The organism is Micromonospora sp. NPDC005710 (assembly GCF_040630995.1).
Classification (GTDB): Bacteria; Actinomycetota; Actinomycetes; order Mycobacteriales; family Micromonosporaceae; genus Micromonospora.
This window is the reverse complement of record NZ_JBEXYP010000018.1, coordinates 41,608-63,133: the sequence shown is the minus strand read 5'-3', so window position 1 is coordinate 63,133 and position 21,526 is coordinate 41,608. Positions and strand designations below refer to the sequence as shown.

Below are 21,526 nucleotides of genomic sequence, written 5' to 3'. Positions count from 1 at the left end.
GGATCTAGCGTCCACGTTGGTCACTCAATCTACCGAGTACCGACAGGTGGAGCGTTCCATTGGTTGCTATGCCCGTTCCCAATCCAGGGTCCGATATGCCCGACACGTCCGTGAACCTGCCACCGGCCTCTTCCACAATAATCTGACTAGCGGCCAAGTCCCACACATATCCGGTCGAATCGAGAGATATATCTATACGTCCTTCTGCAACCCACATCTGCGCGAAAATACCTCCAGACCCAAACGTCCATCGCACGGTGGATACAAGGTCAACCAAGCCGTCCAGCATCCCCAGCTTCAGCCACGCCTCTAGCTGGGAAAAACTTAGATGAGCATCTTCGAGGTCTGCGACTTGTGAAACGTGGATCCGCTCGCCGTCAGCAAAAGCACCAACCCCTCTCGCTGCCCACCACCGACGTTTGAGCGCGGGTGCACTAACCACTCCGACGATAGGCTGCCGGTCTTCCAGTAGGGAGATAAGTGTTCCGTAGAGAGGCAAACCTCGAGCATAGTTGTTGGTGTGATCAATTGGGTCTATCGCCCACACTCGGCCATCGCCTAGCTCTTTGTGGTGCAGCTCTTCGGCTGCTATGTCATCACGCGGCCGATGCTTACGCAGCATGTCCGCCATTCTGGCCTCGGCTTCTATGTCAGCCTGGGTCACCAAACTGCGGTCAGTCTTGATCGTCGCCTTGAGGCCTTGAGCGAAATAGCGACTCGTGATGGCGTCCGCTTCATCGGCGAGAGCCAGGGCTAGTTCAAGATCATTGAGAGCCATCCCCTCACTATAGCTTGCGTCAACTAGTTCGCGGCGGCGCCGTCAGGCCGCCGACCACTGGTTTGGTTATCGCCAAACGCGGCGGCAGTGAACTTGGCGAAGAAGCCTCTCGTCAGGGCCATCCCGCGAACGCTCGACCGGTATATGGATCAGCAGTCGAAGGTAATTAATGGAGCTGGCCACAATGTTTGCGCTCGTCGCATTTCAGGGCGCTCTTTGCGGAGCGACATCGGTTGCGCTCCGCCAGCTTGGCCGGCGTAAGACCGTTTTGTCGTTGTGGTTGCTTCTGGTGGCCAGGCGGTGATCACGGGTCGGGATCAGGGTGCCGTCGACGACGACGATCGGGTCGACCGGCCGCCGCCGCACGGGTGCCAAGGCCAGCAACTGGCCGAAGGTGTCGATGACTCGGTGTGCGGCGTAGTGCGACACCCCGACCAGCGGGCCGAGCTGGCGCATGGCCAGGTTCATGCGCCAGCTCGATGGCCACCAGCGGCACCCGGTCAGGCAAGCCGAGAGCTCACTGTCACTCCGGCCGGCCGTCATTGATCGCGTCACCACCGGCCCGGCGGCGAGGCGGACCTACATCGAGCATCAGCCGTCGGTCGCAGTACAGCTCTGCCCGGCCATAGCCGTGGCGTACTTGACGTCATCTGGCGGGTAGGTGCCTTCGAGGAAGGTGTTGTGATCAGCGGGTTCGACCACGTAGCCGGGGTGGACTTGAGCGCGCTATCCAGGGTAGGGCCAGCGGCGTCCCCGCAGCAGTTGCGTCGAGCCGTCGGCCGCGATCACCCAGGTACGCGGCTCACACAGCGGGTCATCCAGACTGGCGATCTCTTGACCGGCCGGGTCTCGGACCACCAGCCGCATCAACCGCCCGCAACTGCTTCGCAGCGGGATCAACGCCGAGTTCGTGGCAGACACGCTGTGGGTGATGGGGAGGTCGCCTGTCACCTCAACCGTCAGCCTGCTCTTCAGATGATTCTCCACTACCAACGTTTCCGCACTGTAGTCACGATCCATCAGCGGAACGCCGAACTGTCGCACCCAGCCGACGGCACAGGCGCAAACCACCACCACGACGGTGATGAGCACGGCCAGAACCCGCCACTGGACACCAGCGGAGAACATCCGGTCGCTGCTACCGCTCTTGAAACAGTGCCACGAAGACGTCACGATCCTCAGCATCGACCAGGCCTCCGATCCGCCCCCTTGGGACGATCTTGTCCGTTACGCCCTCTCCTGCTGGTCCGACTACTGGGCGAGCCTCGCGCTCGGGTGGCTTGAGAACGGCTCAGCGAGGCGGTGACTGGTCCGTAGCCGCGCATCATCTTGCGGAAGCTGCTCATGTAGCTGGCCCCGAAAAGCGGCGAAGGCAGGGCGGGCGGCGCTCGCTCGTGCGCTGCCCTGTCAAGGTAGGGCAGCAGGCTGCCCACCGCGAACAGTCGAACGCCAGGGCTGTTATCGGTGGCCTTGCCCCACGGCCCGTCGACGGTGTCAGCGATCGGCGCGAAACCGGCGGTGGTAAGCGGGCGCCGCATCCCGGCCGCCGGCGTCCCGTGGATTCGGAACCCGGGCGCCTGCAGCAACCCTGACGTGTCCTGTTTCGACAGCGGCAAGATGCGCTGCTGCACCGCTCGCGACTCCTGTGTGGCAAGGCGCCTTCACTGAACAGCCAAGGCCCGGCCCGGTCACCTGAAAGGCATTGATCGATGTCTTGACTCTATGCGCTGACCTGCCCATGATTTACTGCGGCGGTTCAACAGTGAGGGTCAATGTGATGAAGCAGGCAGAGCCACCAGCAGGAGGCCCCACACCAGCCGTCACTCTCAGCGAGATTGGACACACTAGCCGGCTCGCGCGTGCCAGTTCAGGCACGAGGGATTGGCTGACACGTGGGGCCCATCGGCGGGAACTGAGCATCGCGGGCCTCGGTTCGGTACTCCTCGCTGTCGCGATGATCTGGCTGATTCCGCCGTACGCGCTTCGCATGGTGACTGCCGGCGCCAAGACTGTGCCGATCGCCGACCCGGCCCACACCATCGTCGGTGACGTGGCTGACCCGACGGCCCAAGCATGGCTAGTGGGATGGGGTGGCCACGCCCTCACCCACGGGCTGCGTGGCCTGTGGGATACCAACGCCTTCTATCCCGACACGTACGGCCTAGCCCTGAACGACAGCCTGATCGGCTATGCCCCGGCAGGGCTGATAGGCAGCGGTGTAGTCGGCGCCGTGCTGCGCTACAACATCCTGTTCGTGCTGGCTTTCGCGATCGCCTTCCTCGGCGGCTACGCGCTCCTGCGCCAGCTTGGCGCGAATAAGGTCGCCGCCGCGGTAGCCGGGGCCGCTCTCGCCTATGCGCCCTGGCGCTACGGCCACGACGGCCACTTGAATATCCTCTCCACCGGTGGCATCACTCTGGCCCTGGCGATGCTGGCACGCGGCCACGGACTCTCGTTCACCCGCGGCTATCTTGCCGAACGAGTCCGGCCGGGCTGGGCGTTCGCTGGCTGGCTGGTCGCGGCCTGGCAGGTCAGCCTCGGCTTCGGCGTGGGGCTGGGATTCGTATACGTCCTCGCCGCACTCTGCCTGATCACACTGACAGCCTGGCTGATCCACCGCCCACGCCTCAGCCGCCGGCTGATCGTCGGTGATCTGATCGGCGGGTTGGTCTTCACCGCGGTGACCGGATACTTCGCGTACGCGTACCAACACGTGCGCGAGCTCAACCCACATGTCACCCGGGACTGGGAATACGTAGCGTTTTTCTCCCCGACACTGCGCGGACTTCTCGTGGCTCCGCAGTCCTCGCTGCCCTGGGGCAACCTACACAACGAAGCCCGCATCGCTCTTGGTGGCGCACCGACTGAGAAAGTGCTGCTATGCGGGTATGCACTGTATCTACTGGCCTTCGCCGGCCTTTTCATATCCCGCTGGTCACCGGTGCAACGGCTTCTGCTGCTGTCTGGGGCGGTCATCGGAGTGTTGTTCGCGCTAGGCACGAACGGGCCGATCTACCGTCTGCTCTATCTTTACGTACCCGGGTTCGATGGATCCCGTACACCAGGCCGGTTGATCTTGTGGCCCACTCTCTGCCTGGCCATCCTCGCGGCCGGCCTGGTTACCCACCTGGCCGAGGTGGCTCGTAGGGGTGCCAAGCCGGAATGGTCGGTGGACGCGGCACGGCTAGCGACCGTTCCGTTGCTGGTCCTCGTGCTAGCTGAGGGCCTGCCTGACCTGAACCACCCCCCAACCCCAGCCAAACCGGCCGCGATGGCGCTAGCCTCCGCGCACGCTCCGATAATGGTATTGCCGTCCGACGACGGCACCGACCTCCACGTTCTACTTTGGTCGACCGACGGTTTTCCCGCCGTGGTCAACGGTGCGGCCAGCTACACCACACCCAACCGTCAGGCGATCCGCGACGTTATGACGACCTTCCCCAGCCAGCCGGCCTTGGATCGGTTGCACCAGCTCGGCATCCGCAGCGTCGTCCTGCTGCGCAACCGGGTCCAGGGCACCCCATACGAACCACTGCTTAACATCCCCGACGTACCCGGCATCACCCGCCACGAGGTCGAGTCAGACGTGGTTTACATCATCGACACCAACACGAAGTGATGGTGGGTGTGTCCTCGGGATACGAGGATCGTCCTGTCTCAAGGTGAGGAGAGTGAGCAGCCGCCGTGGATCATCTCGGACGAACTCTGGGCCGAGGTCAAACCGCTGCTGCGTGCTTCACACCGCGATCCCGCGGGAGTACCTGCCTCAGGAATTGGGATTCGGCTTTGGGATGACCTGCTGGCCGGCGTGTGGCAACGCCACCGCACCGCGCGCGGCGACGGAAGCGGCACCGCCCACGCCGCCCGCCACAAGGCGATGGAAGGGACAGACCAGAGGCGCAGGGACCGTCGAAGGTCCCTGCGCCCCATCGTGCGCGGTCTACCCGATCAGCTGTAGACCTCGAACTCGAACAGCGAATATCCCCAGGCCGTGGCCCGTGTCGTACCGTTGATCCGCACGTAACGACCCGTGGCGGCCAGCGCGGTGTTGTCGTCCACCCCACCGTCGCCACCGGCGATCGTCCGGGCTGTGGTCCAGGTTGTCCCGTTGGTCGACGTCTGGATCTGGTACCCCGAGCCGTACGCTCCCTCCCAGGTCAACTTGACCCGATTGATGGAGTACGACTGACCGAGGTCCACCTGGATCCACTGCGGGTCGGCGAAGGCACTCGCCCACCTACTGGTCAGCGAACCGTCGACCGCGGCGGAGGCCGGGTAGGCAACCGCCTCGGTGCTGGACGCGGTCGCCGGCTTGTTCAACGCCAGGTTGCCCGCAGGCGGCTGTACGACGCCGCCGCCGTAGACCTCGAACTCGAACAGCGAATATCCGTAGGCGGTGGCGCGGGCAGTACCATTGATCCGCACGTAACGACCCGTGGCGGCCAGCGCGGTGTTGTCGTCCACCCCACCGTCACCACCGGTGACTGTCCGGACCGTGGTCCAGGTTGTCCCATTGGCTGACGTCTGGATCTGGTACCCCGAGCCGTACGCCGCTTCCCAGGTCAGTTTGACCCGGTCGATGGAGGTCGACTGGCCGAGGTCCACCTGGATCCACTGCGGATCGCTGAAGGTGCTCGCCCACCTGGTGGTCTGTGAACCGTCGACCGCAGCTGTGGCCGGGAATGTGCCGGACTCCGTGCTCGACGCCGTCACCGGCTTGTTCAACGCCAGGTTTCCCGACGGCGGTTGCGTGGTGCCGGAGGTGAACGTGAAGTCGTCGATGTCGAACAGTGATCCCGCGCCGCCGGTGAACACCAGGTACAGCTGGTGCGTTCCAGTTGGTGGGCTGATCGTCCCGGTGACGTCGGCCCACGTCTCCCAGCCACCGGTCGGGGCGACCTGCACCGTGCCGGCCACCGGGCCGGTCGGTGAGTCGACCCGCACGGTCAGCGTGCCACCGACGCCGGCCGAGGCGACCCGCGCCTTGATACCGGTAACGCCGGCCAGGTTGTACGGCGTGAAGGAGATCCAGTCGCCATTCTCGATGTACCCGATGGCGTTGCCGCCGTGGGCGCTGGGCTTGGCGGCGACCTGGACGCCGTTCATGGTGCCGAAGTGCTCGGCCTGCCGGGTCCGCGGCTGCAGCACGTGCTGGTCCTGGACCGCGACCCCGCTGACCGGGGTGTAGACCGCGGCGAGCACCCCGAAGATGTTCGCGGACGCGTCGTGTTCACCATCCACCGTGGTCTGGATCGACCCGGTGCAGCCGTTCTTGCTCGTGATCGGGTGACCGTGACTGTCGTGGCCGAGGATGTAGTTGAGCTGGACCCGGTTGCAGTCGATGGTGCCGGCGTTCGGATCGGTGACCCTCACCTCGTAGGGCACCAGGTCACCGAACTGGAACACCGATCCGTCGGCGGGTGTGATCAATTGGATGGATGGGCGGCCGACCCCGATGACGGTACTGGCCGTCGAGGTTCTGCCGCCGGGGTCCCGTACCGTCAGCGTCGCGGTGTACTCGCCGTTAGCCGGGTAGGTGAACGTCGGGTTGGCCGCCGTGGAATCGGTGCTGCCGTTGCTGGTGAAGTCCCAGGCGTACGTGATCGGGTCGCCGTCCGGGTCGTTGCTACCCGCCGAGCTGAACTGCACGGCCAGCGGCGCCGCGCCGGAGGACGGGGTGGCGCTGATCTGCGCGATCGGTGCCCGGTTGCCGCCGGTGTTGTACTCGATCCGGTAGAGGGCCGAGTTGGCGTCGCCACCGAACCAGGTGGTGCCGTAGTCGAGCACGTACAGGGCGCCGTCCGGCCCGAACTCCATGTCCATGATCGCGGTCCCGGACCACGGGATCGGCTCGATCGCGCCGGCCGTGCCGTTGGCGTTCAAGGTGACCGCCTTGATCCAGCGACTGGTGAACTCCCCGAGGAAGACCTTCCCGTTGTACGACGCCGGGAACTTCACGTCGGAGGCCAGCGCCGGGTTGAAGCTGTAGACCGGACCGCCCATGGGCCCGCCCCCACCCAACTCGGGCCGCCAGGGCCCCTGCCCACCGTAGGGCAGCCAGGCCGCCTGCGACGGCGGCAGCGTGGTGATGCCGGTGTTGTTCCGGGAGTTGTTCGTCGGCCCACCGGCACAGTTGTACGGGCCGGACGACGGCCCGCTGGGGAACGTGAACTCCTGGTAGGGGGTGTTGTAGTTGGAGCAGTACGGCCAGCCGTAGAAGCCCGGCTGCGTGATCCGCTCGAACGAGACGGTGCCCGCCGGCCCGCGCTGCGGGTCGGCAGAACCGGCGTCGGGGCCGTAGTCACCGAGGTAGACGACCCCGGTCGCCTTGTCCACGCTCATCCGGAACGGGTTGCGGAAGCCCATGGCGTACACCTCGGGCCTGGTGTTCGCCGTGCCCGGGGCGAACATGTTGCCGGCCGGGATGGTGTAGCCGCCCGTTGCACCCGGCTTGATCCGCAGCACCTTGCCGCGCAGGTCGTTGCTGTTGGCCGAGGTGCGCTGCGCGTCGTAGGCGGGGTTGCGGTCGGCCCGCTCGTCGAGCGGCGCGGCACCGGCGGAATCGAACGGGTTGGTGTCGTCACCGGTGGACAGGTACAGGTTGCCGGCGGCGTCGAAGTCGATGTCACCGCCGACGTGGCAGCACAGCCCACGGCTGGTCGGCACGTCGAGGACCGTCACCAGCGAGGCCGGGTCGATCGTGTTGTCGTCCCGCACGGTGAGCCGGGCCAGCTTGTTGGAGCCGTTGAACGGGGCGAACTGCGCCGCCGTGCCGGTGGACGGAGCGTCGCCGCCCGGCGTGCTGAGCGGCGGCGCGTAGTAGACGTACACCCAGCGGTTGCTGGCGAAGTTCGGGTCGGCCTTGATGCTCTGCAGACCCTCCTCGTCGTGGCTATAGACCGGCAGCGTCAGGGCGACCTTGGTGTTGCCGTTGACGTCGGTGTATCGGACGACGCCGTTCCGCGAGGTGTGCAGCACACCCCGGTTGGGCAGCACGGTGAGGCCCATCGGCTCACCGGTCTCCTCCACGCCCTTGGCCAGGTTCACCTGGTTGAACGTGCCGACGGGGGCTTGCACCGAGCAGTTGCCGATGTTCTGCGCGGCGTACCTGATGCCGCCGAGCAGGTGGGTGCGGAAGTTGGCCTCGGTGTAGCTCTCCTGGGTATGGCCGAGGCCGGTGTACCAGGAGCGGCCGCCGTCGTAGGGCCGGCACCACGAGATCGGGTGGTCGCCATTCATGGTGCCGCCTGTGTACGTGGCCTCGTTGAGATTCGCGAGGACATGCACCTGCGAGCGGGGGTTGGTGCGGTAGTTGTACAACTCGTCGGTGCGGTTCCAGTTCACCGGGATGCCCGCGTTCGAGGGGTGGGCGGTGTCCTCGATCCGGACGGTGACCGGCTGGATCGCGGGGTGACTGGAGAAGTAGGCACCGACGAGGTTGCCGTACCAGGGCCAGTCGTATTCGGTGTCGGAGGCGGCGTGCACGCCGACATAACCGCCGCCGGCGCGGACGTACCGCTCGAACGCGGCCTGCTGGGTCGAGTCGAGCACGTCGGCGGTCGTGGACAGCCAGATGACCGCTCTGAACCTGGCCAGGTTCGCGTCGGTGAACTGGGCGGCGTCCTCGGTCGCCTCGACCGTGAAGTTGCCCTGCGTGCCCAGTTGCTGGATCGCAGTGATCCCTGCGGGGATCGCGTCGTGCCGGAACCCCGCGGTCTTGCTGAAGACCAGCACCGAGAAGTCGGCCGCGAATGCCGGGGCGACGTTGACGCCCACCCCAGCCAGTACAAGAGCGACGATGAGCAGCACTCTGCGAATCATGATCGGTTGGTTACCTCTCGTGAGGAAGCAGCCGAAACGTGCGCCGATCACGTCTCGAACGTGGCCGCGGTAGACGGCCCCGCGGGTAGGTCCCGGGACGCGCATGGCGGTGCCGCGTCTGTCCCGGGCGTTGGAGGGTCGTTGGCACGTCGCGTCTTAGTGAAGGTCGCGCGGCGCCGTGATGGGGGTGGGGTTGTGGGGTCGGGTTTACGTGGGCGGCTGTTGACGGTGCCTGGTCGGGGGTGCAGCGCCGTCATCTACTTCGACCTCTATCGGTGGGAGAGCGCTCTCTCAGCGAGGTTTGGAAAATTTAACAGATTCGTCATCGACCAACAATGACTTCATCGACCGCCGTGAAATCCGACTGCCGAAGCCCGCCCCGGTCAGGGAGTGCGCGGCAATGATCGACGGGACGCTCCGACGACGTCCTGGCCGCCGCGGGCCTTCGGGTCGTTGTCGAGGAATGAGGGCACGTAGGCGCTGGTCGCTGGCGAGCACCGCCGCGGTGAGTACGAGCGCGGCGACGCCGACGGCCGCCGGCAAAGTGCGTTCGGTGGTGAAACGCAGCCACGGGACCACACCGTGGACGGTGCCGAGACGTACGAAGCGTCGCGGCCCCCACGTCGGCCCGTTCGACCCACCCGAACTGGTGGAGATCCTCGCCGAACTCGCCAGCCGGTGACCAGAGCACACAACGACAGACCTTCACCACCGAGCCAGTTCCCCCGCTTGATGACTCGGTGGTGAAGTCGGGCCAGCGATCGGTGGTCACCACGCGCGCTCTTGACCTCGTCGCTCCCGAGCGCGTGGATCATCTCGTCCCCGGTCACACGTCCAGGAGCTGAACGCCGGTGCCCCCGCCACACGTTCCATCGGGCACGCCGCAGGCACGCCTCGCTCCCCCGCTTCACAAAGGCCGTCGGCTGGCGTCGGTGGCTGCCGTTGACCTGCTCGCCCTGTGGCCTCGCGTCGACCCCTAATACTGCAACGGCAGTAGGCGAATCGAGTTCGACTCGCGTTCGTTGGTCTGGCTGTGACGGACGTTGATGTCGATCAGTGGCACGGCGAGTTGGACCGGTTGCATGCCCGGATCGGGCCTCGGTTTCGCCGGTCGGAACCACGGCTGCGGGTGCGTCAGTATCTGTGCGGGCTGGTCTCGGGCTTGGGGCGCAAGAACGGCTGGACCCTTGCTGAGCAGGCCGGGGACGTGTCGCCGGACGGCATGCAGAGGTTGTTGCGGTGGGCGGACTGGGACGTCGACGCGGTCCGCGACGACGTGCGGGACTACGTCGTTGAGCACCTCGGAGATCCGAGCGGTGTGTTGATCGTCGACGACACCGGGTTCCTGAAAAAGGGCAGCCGGTCGGCGGGGGTGCAGCGCCAGTACTCCGGCACCGCCGGGCGGACAGAGAATTGCCAGGTCGGGACCTTCCTGGCCTATCGGTCTGCGAAGGGCCACGCGCTGATCGACCGGCAGCTCTACCTCCCGACGTCGTGGACCGATGACCGGGACCGGTACCGGGCGGCGGGGATCCCGGACGAGGTGGAGTTCGCCACGAAGGTGCAGATGGCCCGGGAGATGCTGGGCCGCGCGTTGGACGCTGGGGTGCCGGTGGGTTGGGTAACGATGGACGAGGCCTACGGGCAGTCGAAAGCCTTGCGGGTCTGGTTGGAGCAGCGGGATGTGGGTTATGTGGTCGCGACCGGCCGCAACGACGACATGATCACCACCAGCATGGGCACCGCTCGCGCCGACCAGCTCATCGCGAACCTCCCTGCTCAGGCGTGGTGTCGGCTGTCCGCCGGCGCCGGTGCGCACGGGCCTCGGGAGTACTGGTGGGCGCGGGTGCCGGTGCGTATCTGCTGGCAACCGGGCCGGGGGCATTGGCTGCTCGCCCGGCGCAGCATGACGACCGGGGAAATCGCGTACTACGTCTGTTACGGACCCCGCCGCACCCGCCTGGTCGACCTTGCCCGCATCGCGGGGGCCAGGTGGGCGATCGAGGAGTGCTTCCAGCAGGCCAAGAACGAAGCCGGCCTCGACGAGTACCAGGTCCGTGACTGGCGGGCCTGGTACACCCACATCACCCTGTCCATGGCCGCCCACGCCTGGCTGTCCGTGGCCCGATCCCTTACCGCAGAAGGGGATCCAGTCCCAGCGACGACATGATGATCGGCTACACCGTACCGGAGATCCGAAGATTGCTCACCGCACTCGCAGTCCGATCAACGCACCCACCAGAGCACGTCTGGGCCTGGTCCCGATGGCGCCGACGACGCCAACACCAAGCCCGAACCTGCCACTACCGACGACACGGCTACCCCTGACCAACTGCCGTTGCAGTACTAAGTCGAGGCATGCGCGAACGCACAAGCGGATCGGCCAAGAAGGACGCGTCGCCTTGCACCGCCGATCGGGCAGAGTGCCCTACGTGAGCGCGCCAGCACCGCGTCGGGTCGAGGAGAGAGCCGTTCGGCTCGACTACGGGCAGTTCTGCATCTGCGGTAATCCATCGCCCGATGCCGACTACATGCCCCTGCTCGAACAAGCGACGAACGGCTCAAGCATCGCGGCATACGACAACGGGGGCATCGTTATCTCCCCCATCTGAACAACTTCGAGATGCGGTTCCGCCTAGAGGTGTGGGACGGCCGGCCGCTTGACGATCACGAGGATTGAGAGGAGGTCTTTGAGGCCAGCCTCCTGGTGGTCGATGACGTGCTTCGCTACTTCAGCCCCACGAACGCCGTCGCCAACTTCGAGGTTCCGAGCGGTCGTTATGCCGCCCGAATATCGGCTCGGGGGTTCGTCAACCGCGGCTGGCCCGGCTCGATCACTCCCGGCGACAGGTGGCGGGTACAACTCTGGCCGTCGGCCGGCGACATGCCCGCGCACCGGCTCAAGGAATGGCATCATCCTGCTATCTGAAGACGGACCCACGTCGGGGCAAGACACCGCCTCTGAAGAGGAGTCGAACGGGCGCGTGACGCCAGCAGGCCCGCCGGGTCGTACCGTTGACCCACGCCGCCCGTGAACGCCGGCCAGCGCTAACGCCCGTGACATCCTCGGTAGCGCGCGAACGGCAGCATGAGAATACTTTGATCTTGGACGGCGATGCAGGTCCTGACATTCACGGCTAACCTGCTCGCCGTAACGCCGCCCACACTCTTCGAACATAGGTGGATGCCGGTCACCGGTGGAACAAATGAGTTTTTCCTGCAGGATTTGATCCGCTGGGGCGCTCCTCTCCAGCGACGTACATCTCGTCGGCGTCTGGACCAACAGCCGGACCGCGCCACTTTCGCGCATCCCCGCTCGCCTCGGTGGTGAGTTTCCACTCCGGTCGCTCGCTGGCCGAATACCACAGGCGGCGTACCGGCGATTGACCGGCTATTCGCTGCTCGGCGACGATGACGTCATGGCCGTCACCGCGACACAGAGCATCGAACCAGCCGTCATCACCGCCTCGGCGAGCGTCGTGATCGCGGTGATCGTCTTCGTCGCGAACCAGCTCGCGTCCCTGCGTAACGAGCGGCGCAAAGTGCGCCTGACCCGGGTCAGCGATCAGCTGCGCGAACTGTATGGGCCGCTGCACGCACTCGTGTCGGTGAACGAGCATCTGTGGCGCACCATGCGAGCATCACACCTGCCGGAGCGGGAAGATCGCCGCGCCGGCGCGATGACGGTCGACGAGTCCGAACAGTGGACCCGGTGGCTGCAGCAAGGGCTGATGCCGGCGAACAAGCAGATGCGGGACCTCATCGTCAAGCACGCCGACCTAATCGTCGAGGATGACGTGCCCGTGCCGTTACAGGACTTTTGCGCGCACGTGGCGTCCTATGAAGTGCATCTGGCCCGGCCGGCGGGGTCGCCGCCGCGGCGGGCGTTGATCGCGCACCCTGGCGAGCCGTTCATCACGTACGTGGGGAACGGCTTCGCGACGCTCAAGAAGGAGCAGGCCCGCCTTCTCGGCGGCAAGGCCGGCAGGACCATGCCATCGGTGTCTTGACCCCGCCACGGTCGCACTGCGAGACTGCCTGAGCACAGGATGTGATTCCGGCGTGGGGAGGTCGCCGTGTCCCCACCGGTCGACCACCTGAAGGTCTTCGTCTCTTTCTCAAGCCATGACGGTAAGCCGCACGCCGTCCGGCTGGCGCATTGGCTGCGCACCACGATGAACGCGAGCCCGTTCCTCTTCATCGAGCGGCCGCCGGGTGAGCACTTCCCCACCGTCATCCAGCGGGCGATCCGCGAGTGCAACGTACTGCTCGCCGTGATGACTCCGGGCTACGCGGCGGACACCAGCGTCGTCTGCGCGCAGGAGGTCGGAAAAGCCCGGGATCTGGATCGGCCGATCATTCCCCTGAGGATGACGTCAAAGGCCGAGACGCCGTTGCAACTAAGTCAGTTCACTCGGCTCGATCTCTCCACACCGCGCGCACCCGACTGGGCCGCTCTGCGCAGGCGGTTGATGCAGCTCTCATCGCCTGAGTATCAGCGCACCCGACTTCTGCAGGATCGCGAACTATGGGCGCGACACCACCCGGGCGACGATGACTTCTTCGCGCTCGCCGACCGGCAGATCGCCGACGAGCAGCGCCGTCTCGAGCTCGACGCCGCCAGCGACGACGCCGAACTCGAGACCGAGCTAGCCACTGAACGCGGGGCCCGGCGCCAGCCACGCAGCACATCCGGACCGGGCACCCGCTTCCTCAGCAGGCCGCCGACCGTGCCTCCGACCGAGTTCAAAGATCGCGTGACGGAGCGGCGCGCGCTGCTGGAGGCCGTCCGGGACGCCGAAAGTCCGCTCGTCGTCCTGCTGACCGGTGAGGCCGGCAGCGGCAAGACAGCGATGCTGTCGAAGTTGGCGGACGCTCTGGACGGTTCACACGACGAGGTGCGGTGGTTCGCCTACCTGCCGGCGTTCGGCCAGCTGGAGGTGTCGCCCGCGACGGTGCTGGGTGCGCTCGCCCGAATGGCCGACGATGACCATGAGGACGGCCGCTGTCAGGAGATGCTTCGGGACGGTGACGTAAGCTGGCGCAGCGCGGCCAGCGAAATCCTGGACCGCCTCCGGCCTGGCCGCGTGGTGCTCGCACTCGACAACGTTGAACGGATCGTCGACACCGAGGGACGACTGACCGACACCGAGCTGGGACGACTCATCGAAACCATCCACCGCCGCGAACAGCAGTCCATCGTGCTGGTGCTCGCCTCGTCGCGTCCGATCGAGCTGCCGCTCCGCCCATCGCCCTCTACGCGGATCAAGCTCGACGCCGGTCTGGACGCCGACTCCGGCGCGGAGCTCCTAAAGGAGATGGACGCGCAGGACCGCCGCGGGCTCGGCATCGCCACGAATGCCGAACGCCGATTCCTCTCCTACCTCGCGCAGGGGCACCCACGCACGCTGGAGCTCGTGACCGCCCTGCTGCACAGCGATGCCCGTTGCACGGTCGCGTCGCTGATCGCGTCGTTGGAGACCAAGCTGGGCGACGCGACGCCCGCGGCGTACCTGATGGACCGGATCCTCGACGTCCTGCCGGACCTGGACCGTATGGTCCTCACCGCGCTCGCCGTCTTCGGCCAGCCGGTCCCCGCGGTGGCGGTCGACTTCCTGCTCAGCCCTTACCGCCCCAAGACCCGCAGCGCCAGCACATTGCGGCTCCTCAGCGCGCGACGCGTCATACGTGCCGACGGTGACCGGTACTTCGTCCCATCCGCGGACGACGCCGCTATCGTGCTGGGCGGCATTCCGGCCGGGGACATCGATGAGTACGACGAGGAGTCGCTTGACTGGAATTTGCTCGACCTCAGCGTCTGGGCAGCCGAGTATCAGATCTCGGTGGCACGGGAGGATCCGCAGCGCGTCGAGGATTTGGGACCGCAGTTCAGCGAGGTCGAGCTGCGGATCCAGGCCGGTGACCTTAGCGGCGCGGTGCAGTCGATCGAGGCTATGGACGACGGGTGGCTGTTCGCCTGGGGGCAGACCTACCTGCTCGCACCGTGGCTGCGCCGGCTGGAAGGAGAGTTCACCGAGCCTGAAATGCAGGTGCCAGTGCTGTCCATGCTGGCTAACGGACACCTCCAGCTGGGCGAGTTCGCCGAGGCGACGAGCCGCATCGGCGCGGCGGCCGAGCTAGTGCAGTCGTTGCCGGTCGATCGCCTCGTTGAGTTCCACCTCCAGGCGGGCAGCATCAACTACCAGCACAAGAGAGTTGAGGCGGCCGCCGGTCATTATGCCGACGCGTTTGCCCACGCCACTCGGGACGACCAATGGCACGAGGCCGTCAAGGCGCGGTCGGGACTCGCCATCTGCGCCACTCGCACGGGCGATCTGCCGGGCGCCGGCACTCACATCCGGGCTGCCCGCGACCTGCTGATCAGGCACCATGACGGCGGGTCCCTGCTGTCCGGGGAGCTGTGGTTGAACGAGGCGTGGCTGCGGGGGTTCGAGGGCGATACCGACTCCGCCGAGAGCTGCTACATGGCCGCCCGGAAGATCAGCCGCGACGGGCGGCATCGCGACACGACTCTGCTGGGTTGGACCTACTGCGCCCAGTCCGCCCGAGACCTTGATCTTCGTCGGTACGACGCCGCTTACGTTGCAGCCCAGCGGGCGATCGACTGCGCGGCGCTGCGCAACGACAATCGCGTGCTACGTGAGGCGAAGAACCGCATCGTTCTCGCGCTGCTCTGCCGCAACGAGTTGGCACCCGCCCTCGAGGAGGCACGCTTCGCCACCACTGTCGAGCAGCGGCACACTGGGCTGCCGGCGTTCACGCTGCGGGGACTCGTCGAGTACCGCCTGGGTGACCCGAACGCCGACGCCAGCCTCGACAAGGCCTATCGGTTGGCGGATGACTACCTGCGCCTCGAGAAGCAGAGCTTCGAGGTCTACGACCTCCTCGGCATCGTGCTGCTGGTGCGTGCGATCGACGATCCACTCACCTACGAGGAACGCATGATTGAGGCCTTTCAGAACGCGCGTCGCCTGACCAGCGCATCCGGCGCGGTAGGCCGGGTACAGCTCCTGATCGACCAGGTTGCGCCAGCGTCGCCATCGCCAGTGGTGGACCGCGCCAGGGCAGCGGCCGCCTCACTTCTTGCCGACTGAGGTGCCCTTCTTCTTGCGGCCCCGCAGCCGCTTGCGCAACTTCTTGATTGTCTTGGGCAGGCGGACCTTAGATTTCGGCGGAATGTTGGTCTCGTCGGTCATCAGCCCTCCTCCGACCCGACGGTAAACAGCGGCCCGCAAGCGGTCCATGACGCATCGGTACCGCGCCCGGCCGGCCGTGGCAGGGTCTGACGCCAGATCAGGCGCGCCTGCGCGACGGCCCTCGAAGACTGCGGCACAGTTTGCCGATGATGGTGCGGGCAGCAATCTCCGATCCGCTTCCACTGCTGCGCACCGGCATCGCAGCCGCCCTTCGCCGGGACGGCCATCCGGTCGACGAACCCGCCGACCTGCTGGCCTGGTGCGCCGACGAGGCACCGGTCCTCGTCATCATCGGCCTGACCACTCCGGCTCAGTGGGAGCTGCTCAGCGACCTCGGCCGGTCCCGTCCGGCGGCGAGAATCGTCGCCCTACTGCCAGATGCGGCCGCCGCCACACGGGCCGTCCGGGCCGGCGCCACCGCAGTGCTCCCCCGTGACGTGACCGCAGAACGTCTGCTCGAAGCCTGCCGGGCGGTCCGCCGCGACGAATCCGTGCTGCCCGCCGCGACCGTCCGCGAACTTCTGCGCCACGCCGCCCGCTGGGACGACGACGTGCACCTCGACGACCGCGAATTGGGCTGGCTGCGGATGCTCGCGGGCGGAGCGACGGTGGCAAGGGTGGCGGCCGCATCCGGCTATTCCGAACGGATGATGTTCCGGCTGCTGCGGGACCTCTACGCTCGGCTGGGCGTCGGCGGGCGTACCGAGGCGATGCTGCTCGCTCGGGAACAAGGCTGGGTGTAGGTCGCCGGACACAGCATGAGGCACCGTGACCGAGCGGGATCCGGCCTCCGGCGCGCGACACTGTAGCGTCGCGCTTCCCATCGGCGCGGTGGGAGATCCTCCTCGGCAGCGACGCCTGGACGAAGCGGCGCGCCGGTGAAGCCAGTCCACCACGATGGTCCCTCCAACAGAGACAATCGCGACAACAACAGGGGCCCACTGTCACCGGATTCGTCAGTCGGCCGGCCTGGATGCCACCGGCAGCGCGGCCGGCGCCGCCGGCATGGCAACTGACGGTAGTGCAAACCATGGCTGACGGGCTGGGTCCACCCACGGCGAGGGGACGTCGATGAGACTGCTGGAGACGATGATGCCGCAGGTAGCGGCGCTGATCGGCGTGGTGGTCGGCACTGTTGGCACGATCATTGCCACGACAGTGGCCGAGCGAACTCGGTGGCGGCGCAGTCAGATGGTGCGATGGGACGAGCGGCGGCTGGACGCCTACGCCGAATTCACGCGTGCCGTGAAGGAGATCCACCTGCTGGCGCTGGGAATGCTCAGCGCCCACCGGCCCGGCGCCCGTACCCCCGCACTTGACCGCGAGGAGGGGTTGGCGCGGTTGGCTGAGGCGGATGTGCGGCACACGCTGACATGGGAGGCGGTTCTGCTGCTCGGTGATGAGGTCACCGTAGGGGCGGCCTCCGCTTGGCGTCACGCAGTGCGGGCTCTGGAGCAGGCCGCGCGTTCCTTACCGGACCCGCCCGATGACCTTACGGAACTGGTTCGGCGGGCCGATGAGACTCGTGACGGCTTCTACCGCGCCGCGCGGGGCAGCCTCGGTGTCCGCGGTGGCATCGTTGACCAGGTGCGACGGCCAGCCGGCAATCGTGTGCCGGCCATTTGCCTCTAACGTAGGTCCGTGACACGCGCACTTCGCGGCTAGATCCGGATATCTGAGCACCGAGCTACGCCATATCGATAGCGGTGACATCAGGGTTGTCGCTACGGTTCTCGCCACGCCGCGGGGCGACCGAGACCGACAGGGGTGCGAATGACGCTGGCGATCAAGGGTTCTCGGAGGATCGCGGTGGACGGCGTGACCTACCGCTGGTCGGTTCGGCGCAGACCCACCTACTGTCAAGCCAACGGCTGGTCACCGCTGACCTTCGTCGTCGAGCATGCAGGGCAGCCAGGTGCCGTCCTGGTGGCAGCGCTACCCTGCGCCCATCCCGGCAACTGGATCGGACTACCGAGCCAGCCGGTGTTGCCCGGCACGGTGGCTGTAGGCGTCCGCCGGGCCTTGGCCGCCGGCTGGCAGCCCTCCCGCCCGGGGCCGGCCTTCGAGCTGCTCCTGCGCAACTCGTCGCACCGGCGGTGACAGCCGCCGTCGGGCGACGCGCCGATCGCGGCAGAAGCGCGCACGTGATCTTCGTGTGGACTGCTTTGCTCAGGGCAGCTGTGAGGCAACGACGCGGGATGATGAGATCGTGTTGATCAGCGAGACGAAGTTGCTGCTGACGTCGATGCTTGACCTTGCCGGGGTACGCCCTGGCGAGGTCTCTGCCGCCGACGTGCTGACGACGGTCGAGGTCTTCCGGCGATTCGCCACCATCCCGGTCGATGACGCCGTGTCGCCCGCGGAGGACGGCGACGGGGTCCTCGCCCAGACCGGAACGTTCGATTTCGATGGCGTGCGTGAATTCTGTGCCGATCTCACCCGGCAGTTCATCGAGGCCGACGACCAGGACGTGATTTGGCAACCGCGCTGCACGCTCCACTGGACTCCCAGCGCCGAAACCGAAGCGCTCGGGTCCAAAGTCCTATGGTCCTTCGGCATGCCTCTCGACGACTTGTTCGCCGAGGCTCTCGCCCTTCCCGGCTGGGCATGGGCGCTGGCCGGCGTACACGCCCCTCGACACCTCACGATTGACCTCGATCAGATCTGAGCGCACTTTTCGGAACGAGCACGTACCGGGCAGGGCGAATCGGCGTGCGGAGCCTGATGCTCGATGCTGAGCCGCCTGCCCGGTCGGCGGCATGAGCGGATGGCATGGGGCACCGCTGTTCACCGCTCGGAGGAGGAGGTTGTTATGGAGCCGGGCCAGCCGCCCCAAGCTGCGATGGAGGCGGCGACGGCGGACCTGCTCCATGTGGGCTTCCTGGAGATCCGGTTCTTCACCGCGCCACTGCTGGAAACCCATCCGGCGCACGCACTGCACCGACGTCGTGAGCGCGCCAACCTGATCGCCGACATCTGCCACCAGCTTCCAGGACTCCTCGCGCCGCAACGACGTGATCAACTCGCCGACGGGCTGCGATACCTGTGGCAAACGGCGAGCGCGACCAAGCGCCACTGGCTGCGGTCCCGCTGGGACCACCTGAACTACGACCACCGCTGGCTGACCGAGGCCGCCGCGACTGAACAGCCCAGCCCCGACGAGAACAACCGCAACTGTCGACCGCCGGTGCCGCCACCGGTTGAACCCTGAGCCCCTTGGCCACGGACGGTGGCAAGCTACCCGCGGCACGAGCAGACGAGCCGATCCCGCTATGCATGGCGCAGCGGATCAATTGGTCTCGCCCCGGTGGCAGAGCCATTGACGCACTGCCGTGAGGTCGATGTCGGTAAGTCCCAGCTGCGGGTCAATACGGTGCAGCAGCGCCGGGTACGGGTGGTGTGCGGCAACCCATCGCCGGTCGGCGTCGGTGATCTCGTCGTCGAGCCAGACGAACGGACGATCTGTCGCCCACCGCACTAACGACGCGGTCTTCCAATGCACGCCGTACGGCGGTTCCTTGTCAACGTCGATCCAGCCGACCACAGGTAGTGCAGGCAGGCCGAGCCGAGGTGCCACCACCTCGTTTGCCTCAGCCATCCACGTACTCGCCCAGGCCAGTTCACCGGGCAAGGCGAGCAGCCGGCGACCGTCGTCGGGTTCGAGACGATCCAGCAGAGGATTGCCGTCACAGTCGGGACCGTCTCCCACGCTGCCGCTGCGCTGACCCTCGGCACTGGCCGGCCGGGCCCGGAACGGGATGAGCACGCCGTCGATGTCGACAAAGATCAACGGTCGTCCGTCGCTTACAGACACCGCCGCACCGTACCGGTCATCGCCGATCAGCGCTCGTCCGCCTCACGACCCGTATCTGACGCAACCGCCCGCCTGGCGGCAGAAGCGTGCATGGCCTCTGCCGGCTCACCGGTACTCGAGGCAGGGAACTACTGGATGATCGACAAGAGAGTCGTCGGGCGGTCGCGTACGTGGTGAAATTCCGTATGCGGATAAGCGAGGTGCTGACAGAGCTCGTCAGCCGGGACGCGCGCGGCGAGGAAATTATCACGGGAACGGAGGACATCGAACGATGGACGGCGTGGACCCGGCTCGACTACGACGCCTTCCTGGATGGTCTGGCCATGGAACTGGCCACCCGCTATGACCAGGGCCGCTTGCCGTTTGGGACGTGCGACGAGATTGTCAACTGGTTTCATGCTCACCACACGGCCACCCTCGACACAGCGCTACCCGAGGTGTTTCTTGACGTGTTCGAGGCGTTCGACGAAGGCGAGTATTACCACGGCGGCGATGCTTCGGAGGATCCGGAGAAGGCCTACACCCGACCGATGATCAAAGAAGTACTGGCACGTGGCAATACACGAAAGTTCAGCTCAGCACCCGAACAGTGACGCCTCCTATGCCGCACCGGATCATCGCGCATGATCTCCTACCCGCTCATCGGCAGATCCGAACGCCGAGCCGCCCGTCACTGGTAGGTCACCCTTATGCAACGTCAGCAATCGGACCGTCGGCCGGTCCTACAGGCGTCATGGATGCCGATCAGCATTAGGCCGGCTACTCGGATGCTGCTGTGTACAACCGGTCGTACCGAAATCTGCACCGGAGCCAGTGAGCCGAATCCAGCCTGACTCGACTCGGGTCCGCCGATCGACGACGGGAGCAACGCGGTCGGCCAAGGTACTCGGACCGGCCGACCGTGTTGCCCGCGTCTACACCCCTTCCCCGATGCCCAGTTGCACCTGGATCTCCTGGGCCCGTTCGGCCGCCGCGCTGGCGCCGTAGTGCCGGGGCATGTCCTCCGAGGTCCAGCCCAACAGCAGCATCAGGTCACCGGTGTTCCCGCCGGCACGCTTCCACTCGTGGGCGAAGTTGTGCCGCCAGCGGTGGGCGTGCACGTTCGCCACGCCCGCGGCGAGACCCAACCGCTTCAGGCGAATCTTGATGCCGTTGGCCGCCAACCTCCGCCCACCACGGTCGGCGAGCCACAGATCCGGCAGCTCCGATCCCTTGTGCTTGCCCCGCGCCCGTAGGTAGCGGCTGATGGCCCGCGCCGTCTTCGGCCCGAATCGCACCCGGCGGTCCTTGGCACCCTTGCCGTGGTAGTGCACCGACTCCGTGTTCAGGTCGACATCATCGAGCAGCAGGTTGCCGACCTCCGACAAACGCGCTCCCGTGTTGTAGTACAGGCGAATGATCGCCTCGTCGCGCAGGTGCGGAAAGGTCTTGCCCTTGCAGGCGTCGAGGAGCTTCTTCGTGTCCTCGTCCCGGATGATCGGGATCAGCTTCTGGGGCGTCTTGGGCTGTCGGACCCGATCCATCGGAGAACGGTCGATGTCCTCCTCAGCCAGCAACCACTTGAAGAACTGCTGCAGACCTTTGTGCTTGTTCAACGCGGTCGGCGCGGACCGGGTCTCGATCATCCACGCCTGAAACGCCTCCGCATGCCCACGGCTCACCTCCGTGGCGTCCTCCGCAGCGTCGGCGGCATCGGGGTCGGGCGAGTGCTCGGCCAGATAGCGGGCCAACTGCGCCGCGGCGAGGAGGTAGTTGTACCGGGTCGTCTCCGGGTAGTTGCCCGCCCGCAGCGTCCGGTCCCAGTCCCGGAGGTATCCCGCCCAGGTCGTGGACAGGTCGGTGGTGAGCTTGGTGAGGTTCAGTAGAGCCATGTCGGTCACCCGTCGAGTCAAGGGG

The 21,526-nt window shown here is 66.4% G+C and carries 16 protein-coding genes and 1 pseudogene; 11 read left to right on the top strand and 6 right to left on the bottom strand.

Going from position 1 to position 21,526, the window contains the following annotated elements:
- Nucleotides 1–4: 4 nt before the first annotated feature.
- The 3 genes and pseudogenes from ABZ406_RS23025 to ABZ406_RS23015 all read right to left on the bottom strand — a co-directional run bounded on the left by ABZ406_RS23025 (nucleotide 5) and on the right by ABZ406_RS23015 (nucleotide 1,906).
- Nucleotides 5–778, bottom strand: a complete 774-nt coding sequence (locus ABZ406_RS23025; protein WP_357765108.1) for an inositol monophosphatase family protein — start codon at nucleotides 776–778, stop codon at nucleotides 5–7.
- Between the two features lie 282 nt (nucleotides 779–1,060).
- Nucleotides 1,061–1,337: pseudogene (locus tag ABZ406_RS23020) on the bottom strand (IS5/IS1182 family transposase); the annotation flags it as partial.
- A gap of 167 nt (nucleotides 1,338–1,504) precedes the next feature.
- Complete coding sequence (locus tag ABZ406_RS23015; RefSeq protein WP_357765105.1) at nucleotides 1,505–1,906, bottom strand: hypothetical protein; 402 nt, start codon at nucleotides 1,904–1,906, stop codon at nucleotides 1,505–1,507.
- Nucleotides 1,907–2,732: 826 nt separating this feature from the next.
- On the opposite strand from ABZ406_RS23015, the gene ABZ406_RS23010 reads away from it, so the two are divergent.
- Entirely contained in the window at nucleotides 2,733–4,397 is a 1,665-nt protein-coding gene (locus ABZ406_RS23010) for a hypothetical protein (protein ID WP_357765103.1), read from the top strand.
- Nucleotides 4,398–4,726: 329 nt separating this feature from the next.
- On the opposite strand, the gene ABZ406_RS23005 is transcribed toward ABZ406_RS23010, so the two are convergent.
- Complete coding sequence (locus ABZ406_RS23005; RefSeq protein ID WP_357765101.1) at nucleotides 4,727–8,599, bottom strand: ThuA domain-containing protein; 3,873 nt, start codon at nucleotides 8,597–8,599, stop codon at nucleotides 4,727–4,729.
- A gap of 1,069 nt (nucleotides 8,600–9,668) precedes the next feature.
- Here ABZ406_RS23005 and ABZ406_RS23000 point away from each other — a divergent pair.
- The 9 genes from ABZ406_RS23000 to ABZ406_RS22960 all read left to right on the top strand — a co-directional run bounded on the left by ABZ406_RS23000 (nucleotide 9,669) and on the right by ABZ406_RS22960 (nucleotide 19,027).
- A complete protein-coding gene (locus ABZ406_RS23000; RefSeq protein WP_357765099.1) occupies nucleotides 9,669–10,769 on the top strand; it encodes an IS701 family transposase in 1,101 nt (366 codons plus the stop codon).
- Between the two features lie 262 nt (nucleotides 10,770–11,031).
- On the top strand, nucleotides 11,032–11,211 hold the full coding sequence (locus tag ABZ406_RS22995; RefSeq protein WP_357765096.1) for a hypothetical protein: 180 nt from the start codon (nucleotides 11,032–11,034) through the stop codon (nucleotides 11,209–11,211).
- 771 nt (nucleotides 11,212–11,982) lie between these two features.
- Nucleotides 11,983–12,609: a hypothetical protein gene (locus ABZ406_RS22990; RefSeq protein WP_357765093.1), complete on the top strand. Its 627-nt coding sequence runs from the start codon at nucleotides 11,983–11,985 to the stop codon at nucleotides 12,607–12,609.
- A 66-nt stretch (nucleotides 12,610–12,675) separates the two neighbouring features.
- Nucleotides 12,676–15,714, top strand: a complete 3,039-nt coding sequence (locus tag ABZ406_RS22985) for a TIR domain-containing protein (protein WP_357765090.1) — start codon at nucleotides 12,676–12,678, stop codon at nucleotides 15,712–15,714.
- A gap of 248 nt (nucleotides 15,715–15,962) precedes the next feature.
- Nucleotides 15,963–16,559 (top strand): DNA-binding response regulator, encoded by a 597-nt coding sequence (locus tag ABZ406_RS22980; protein ID WP_357765087.1) that lies wholly within the window; start codon nucleotides 15,963–15,965, stop codon nucleotides 16,557–16,559.
- A 328-nt stretch (nucleotides 16,560–16,887) separates the two neighbouring features.
- A complete protein-coding gene (locus ABZ406_RS22975; RefSeq protein WP_357765084.1) occupies nucleotides 16,888–17,448 on the top strand; it encodes a hypothetical protein in 561 nt (186 codons plus the stop codon).
- 141 nt (nucleotides 17,449–17,589) lie between these two features.
- Nucleotides 17,590–17,916: a hypothetical protein gene (locus ABZ406_RS22970; protein WP_357765082.1), complete on the top strand. Its 327-nt coding sequence runs from the start codon at nucleotides 17,590–17,592 to the stop codon at nucleotides 17,914–17,916.
- Between the two features lie 109 nt (nucleotides 17,917–18,025).
- Entirely contained in the window at nucleotides 18,026–18,484 is a 459-nt protein-coding gene (locus ABZ406_RS22965; RefSeq protein ID WP_357765079.1) for a hypothetical protein, read from the top strand.
- A 144-nt stretch (nucleotides 18,485–18,628) separates the two neighbouring features.
- On the top strand, nucleotides 18,629–19,027 hold the full coding sequence (locus ABZ406_RS22960; protein ID WP_357765076.1) for a hypothetical protein: 399 nt from the start codon (nucleotides 18,629–18,631) through the stop codon (nucleotides 19,025–19,027).
- Nucleotides 19,028–19,105: 78 nt separating this feature from the next.
- On the opposite strand, the gene ABZ406_RS22955 is transcribed toward ABZ406_RS22960, so the two are convergent.
- A complete protein-coding gene (locus tag ABZ406_RS22955) occupies nucleotides 19,106–19,606 on the bottom strand; it encodes an HAD domain-containing protein (protein ID WP_357765074.1) in 501 nt (166 codons plus the stop codon).
- Between the two features lie 224 nt (nucleotides 19,607–19,830).
- Between ABZ406_RS22955 and ABZ406_RS22950 the strand changes: the two genes are divergently transcribed.
- Complete coding sequence (locus tag ABZ406_RS22950) at nucleotides 19,831–20,223, top strand: hypothetical protein (RefSeq protein WP_357765072.1); 393 nt, start codon at nucleotides 19,831–19,833, stop codon at nucleotides 20,221–20,223.
- A gap of 321 nt (nucleotides 20,224–20,544) precedes the next feature.
- Here ABZ406_RS22950 and ABZ406_RS22945 read toward each other — a convergent pair whose 3' ends face one another.
- Nucleotides 20,545–21,501, bottom strand: a complete 957-nt coding sequence (locus ABZ406_RS22945) for a tyrosine-type recombinase/integrase (RefSeq protein WP_357765070.1) — start codon at nucleotides 21,499–21,501, stop codon at nucleotides 20,545–20,547.
- Nucleotides 21,502–21,526 lie beyond the last annotated feature (25 nt).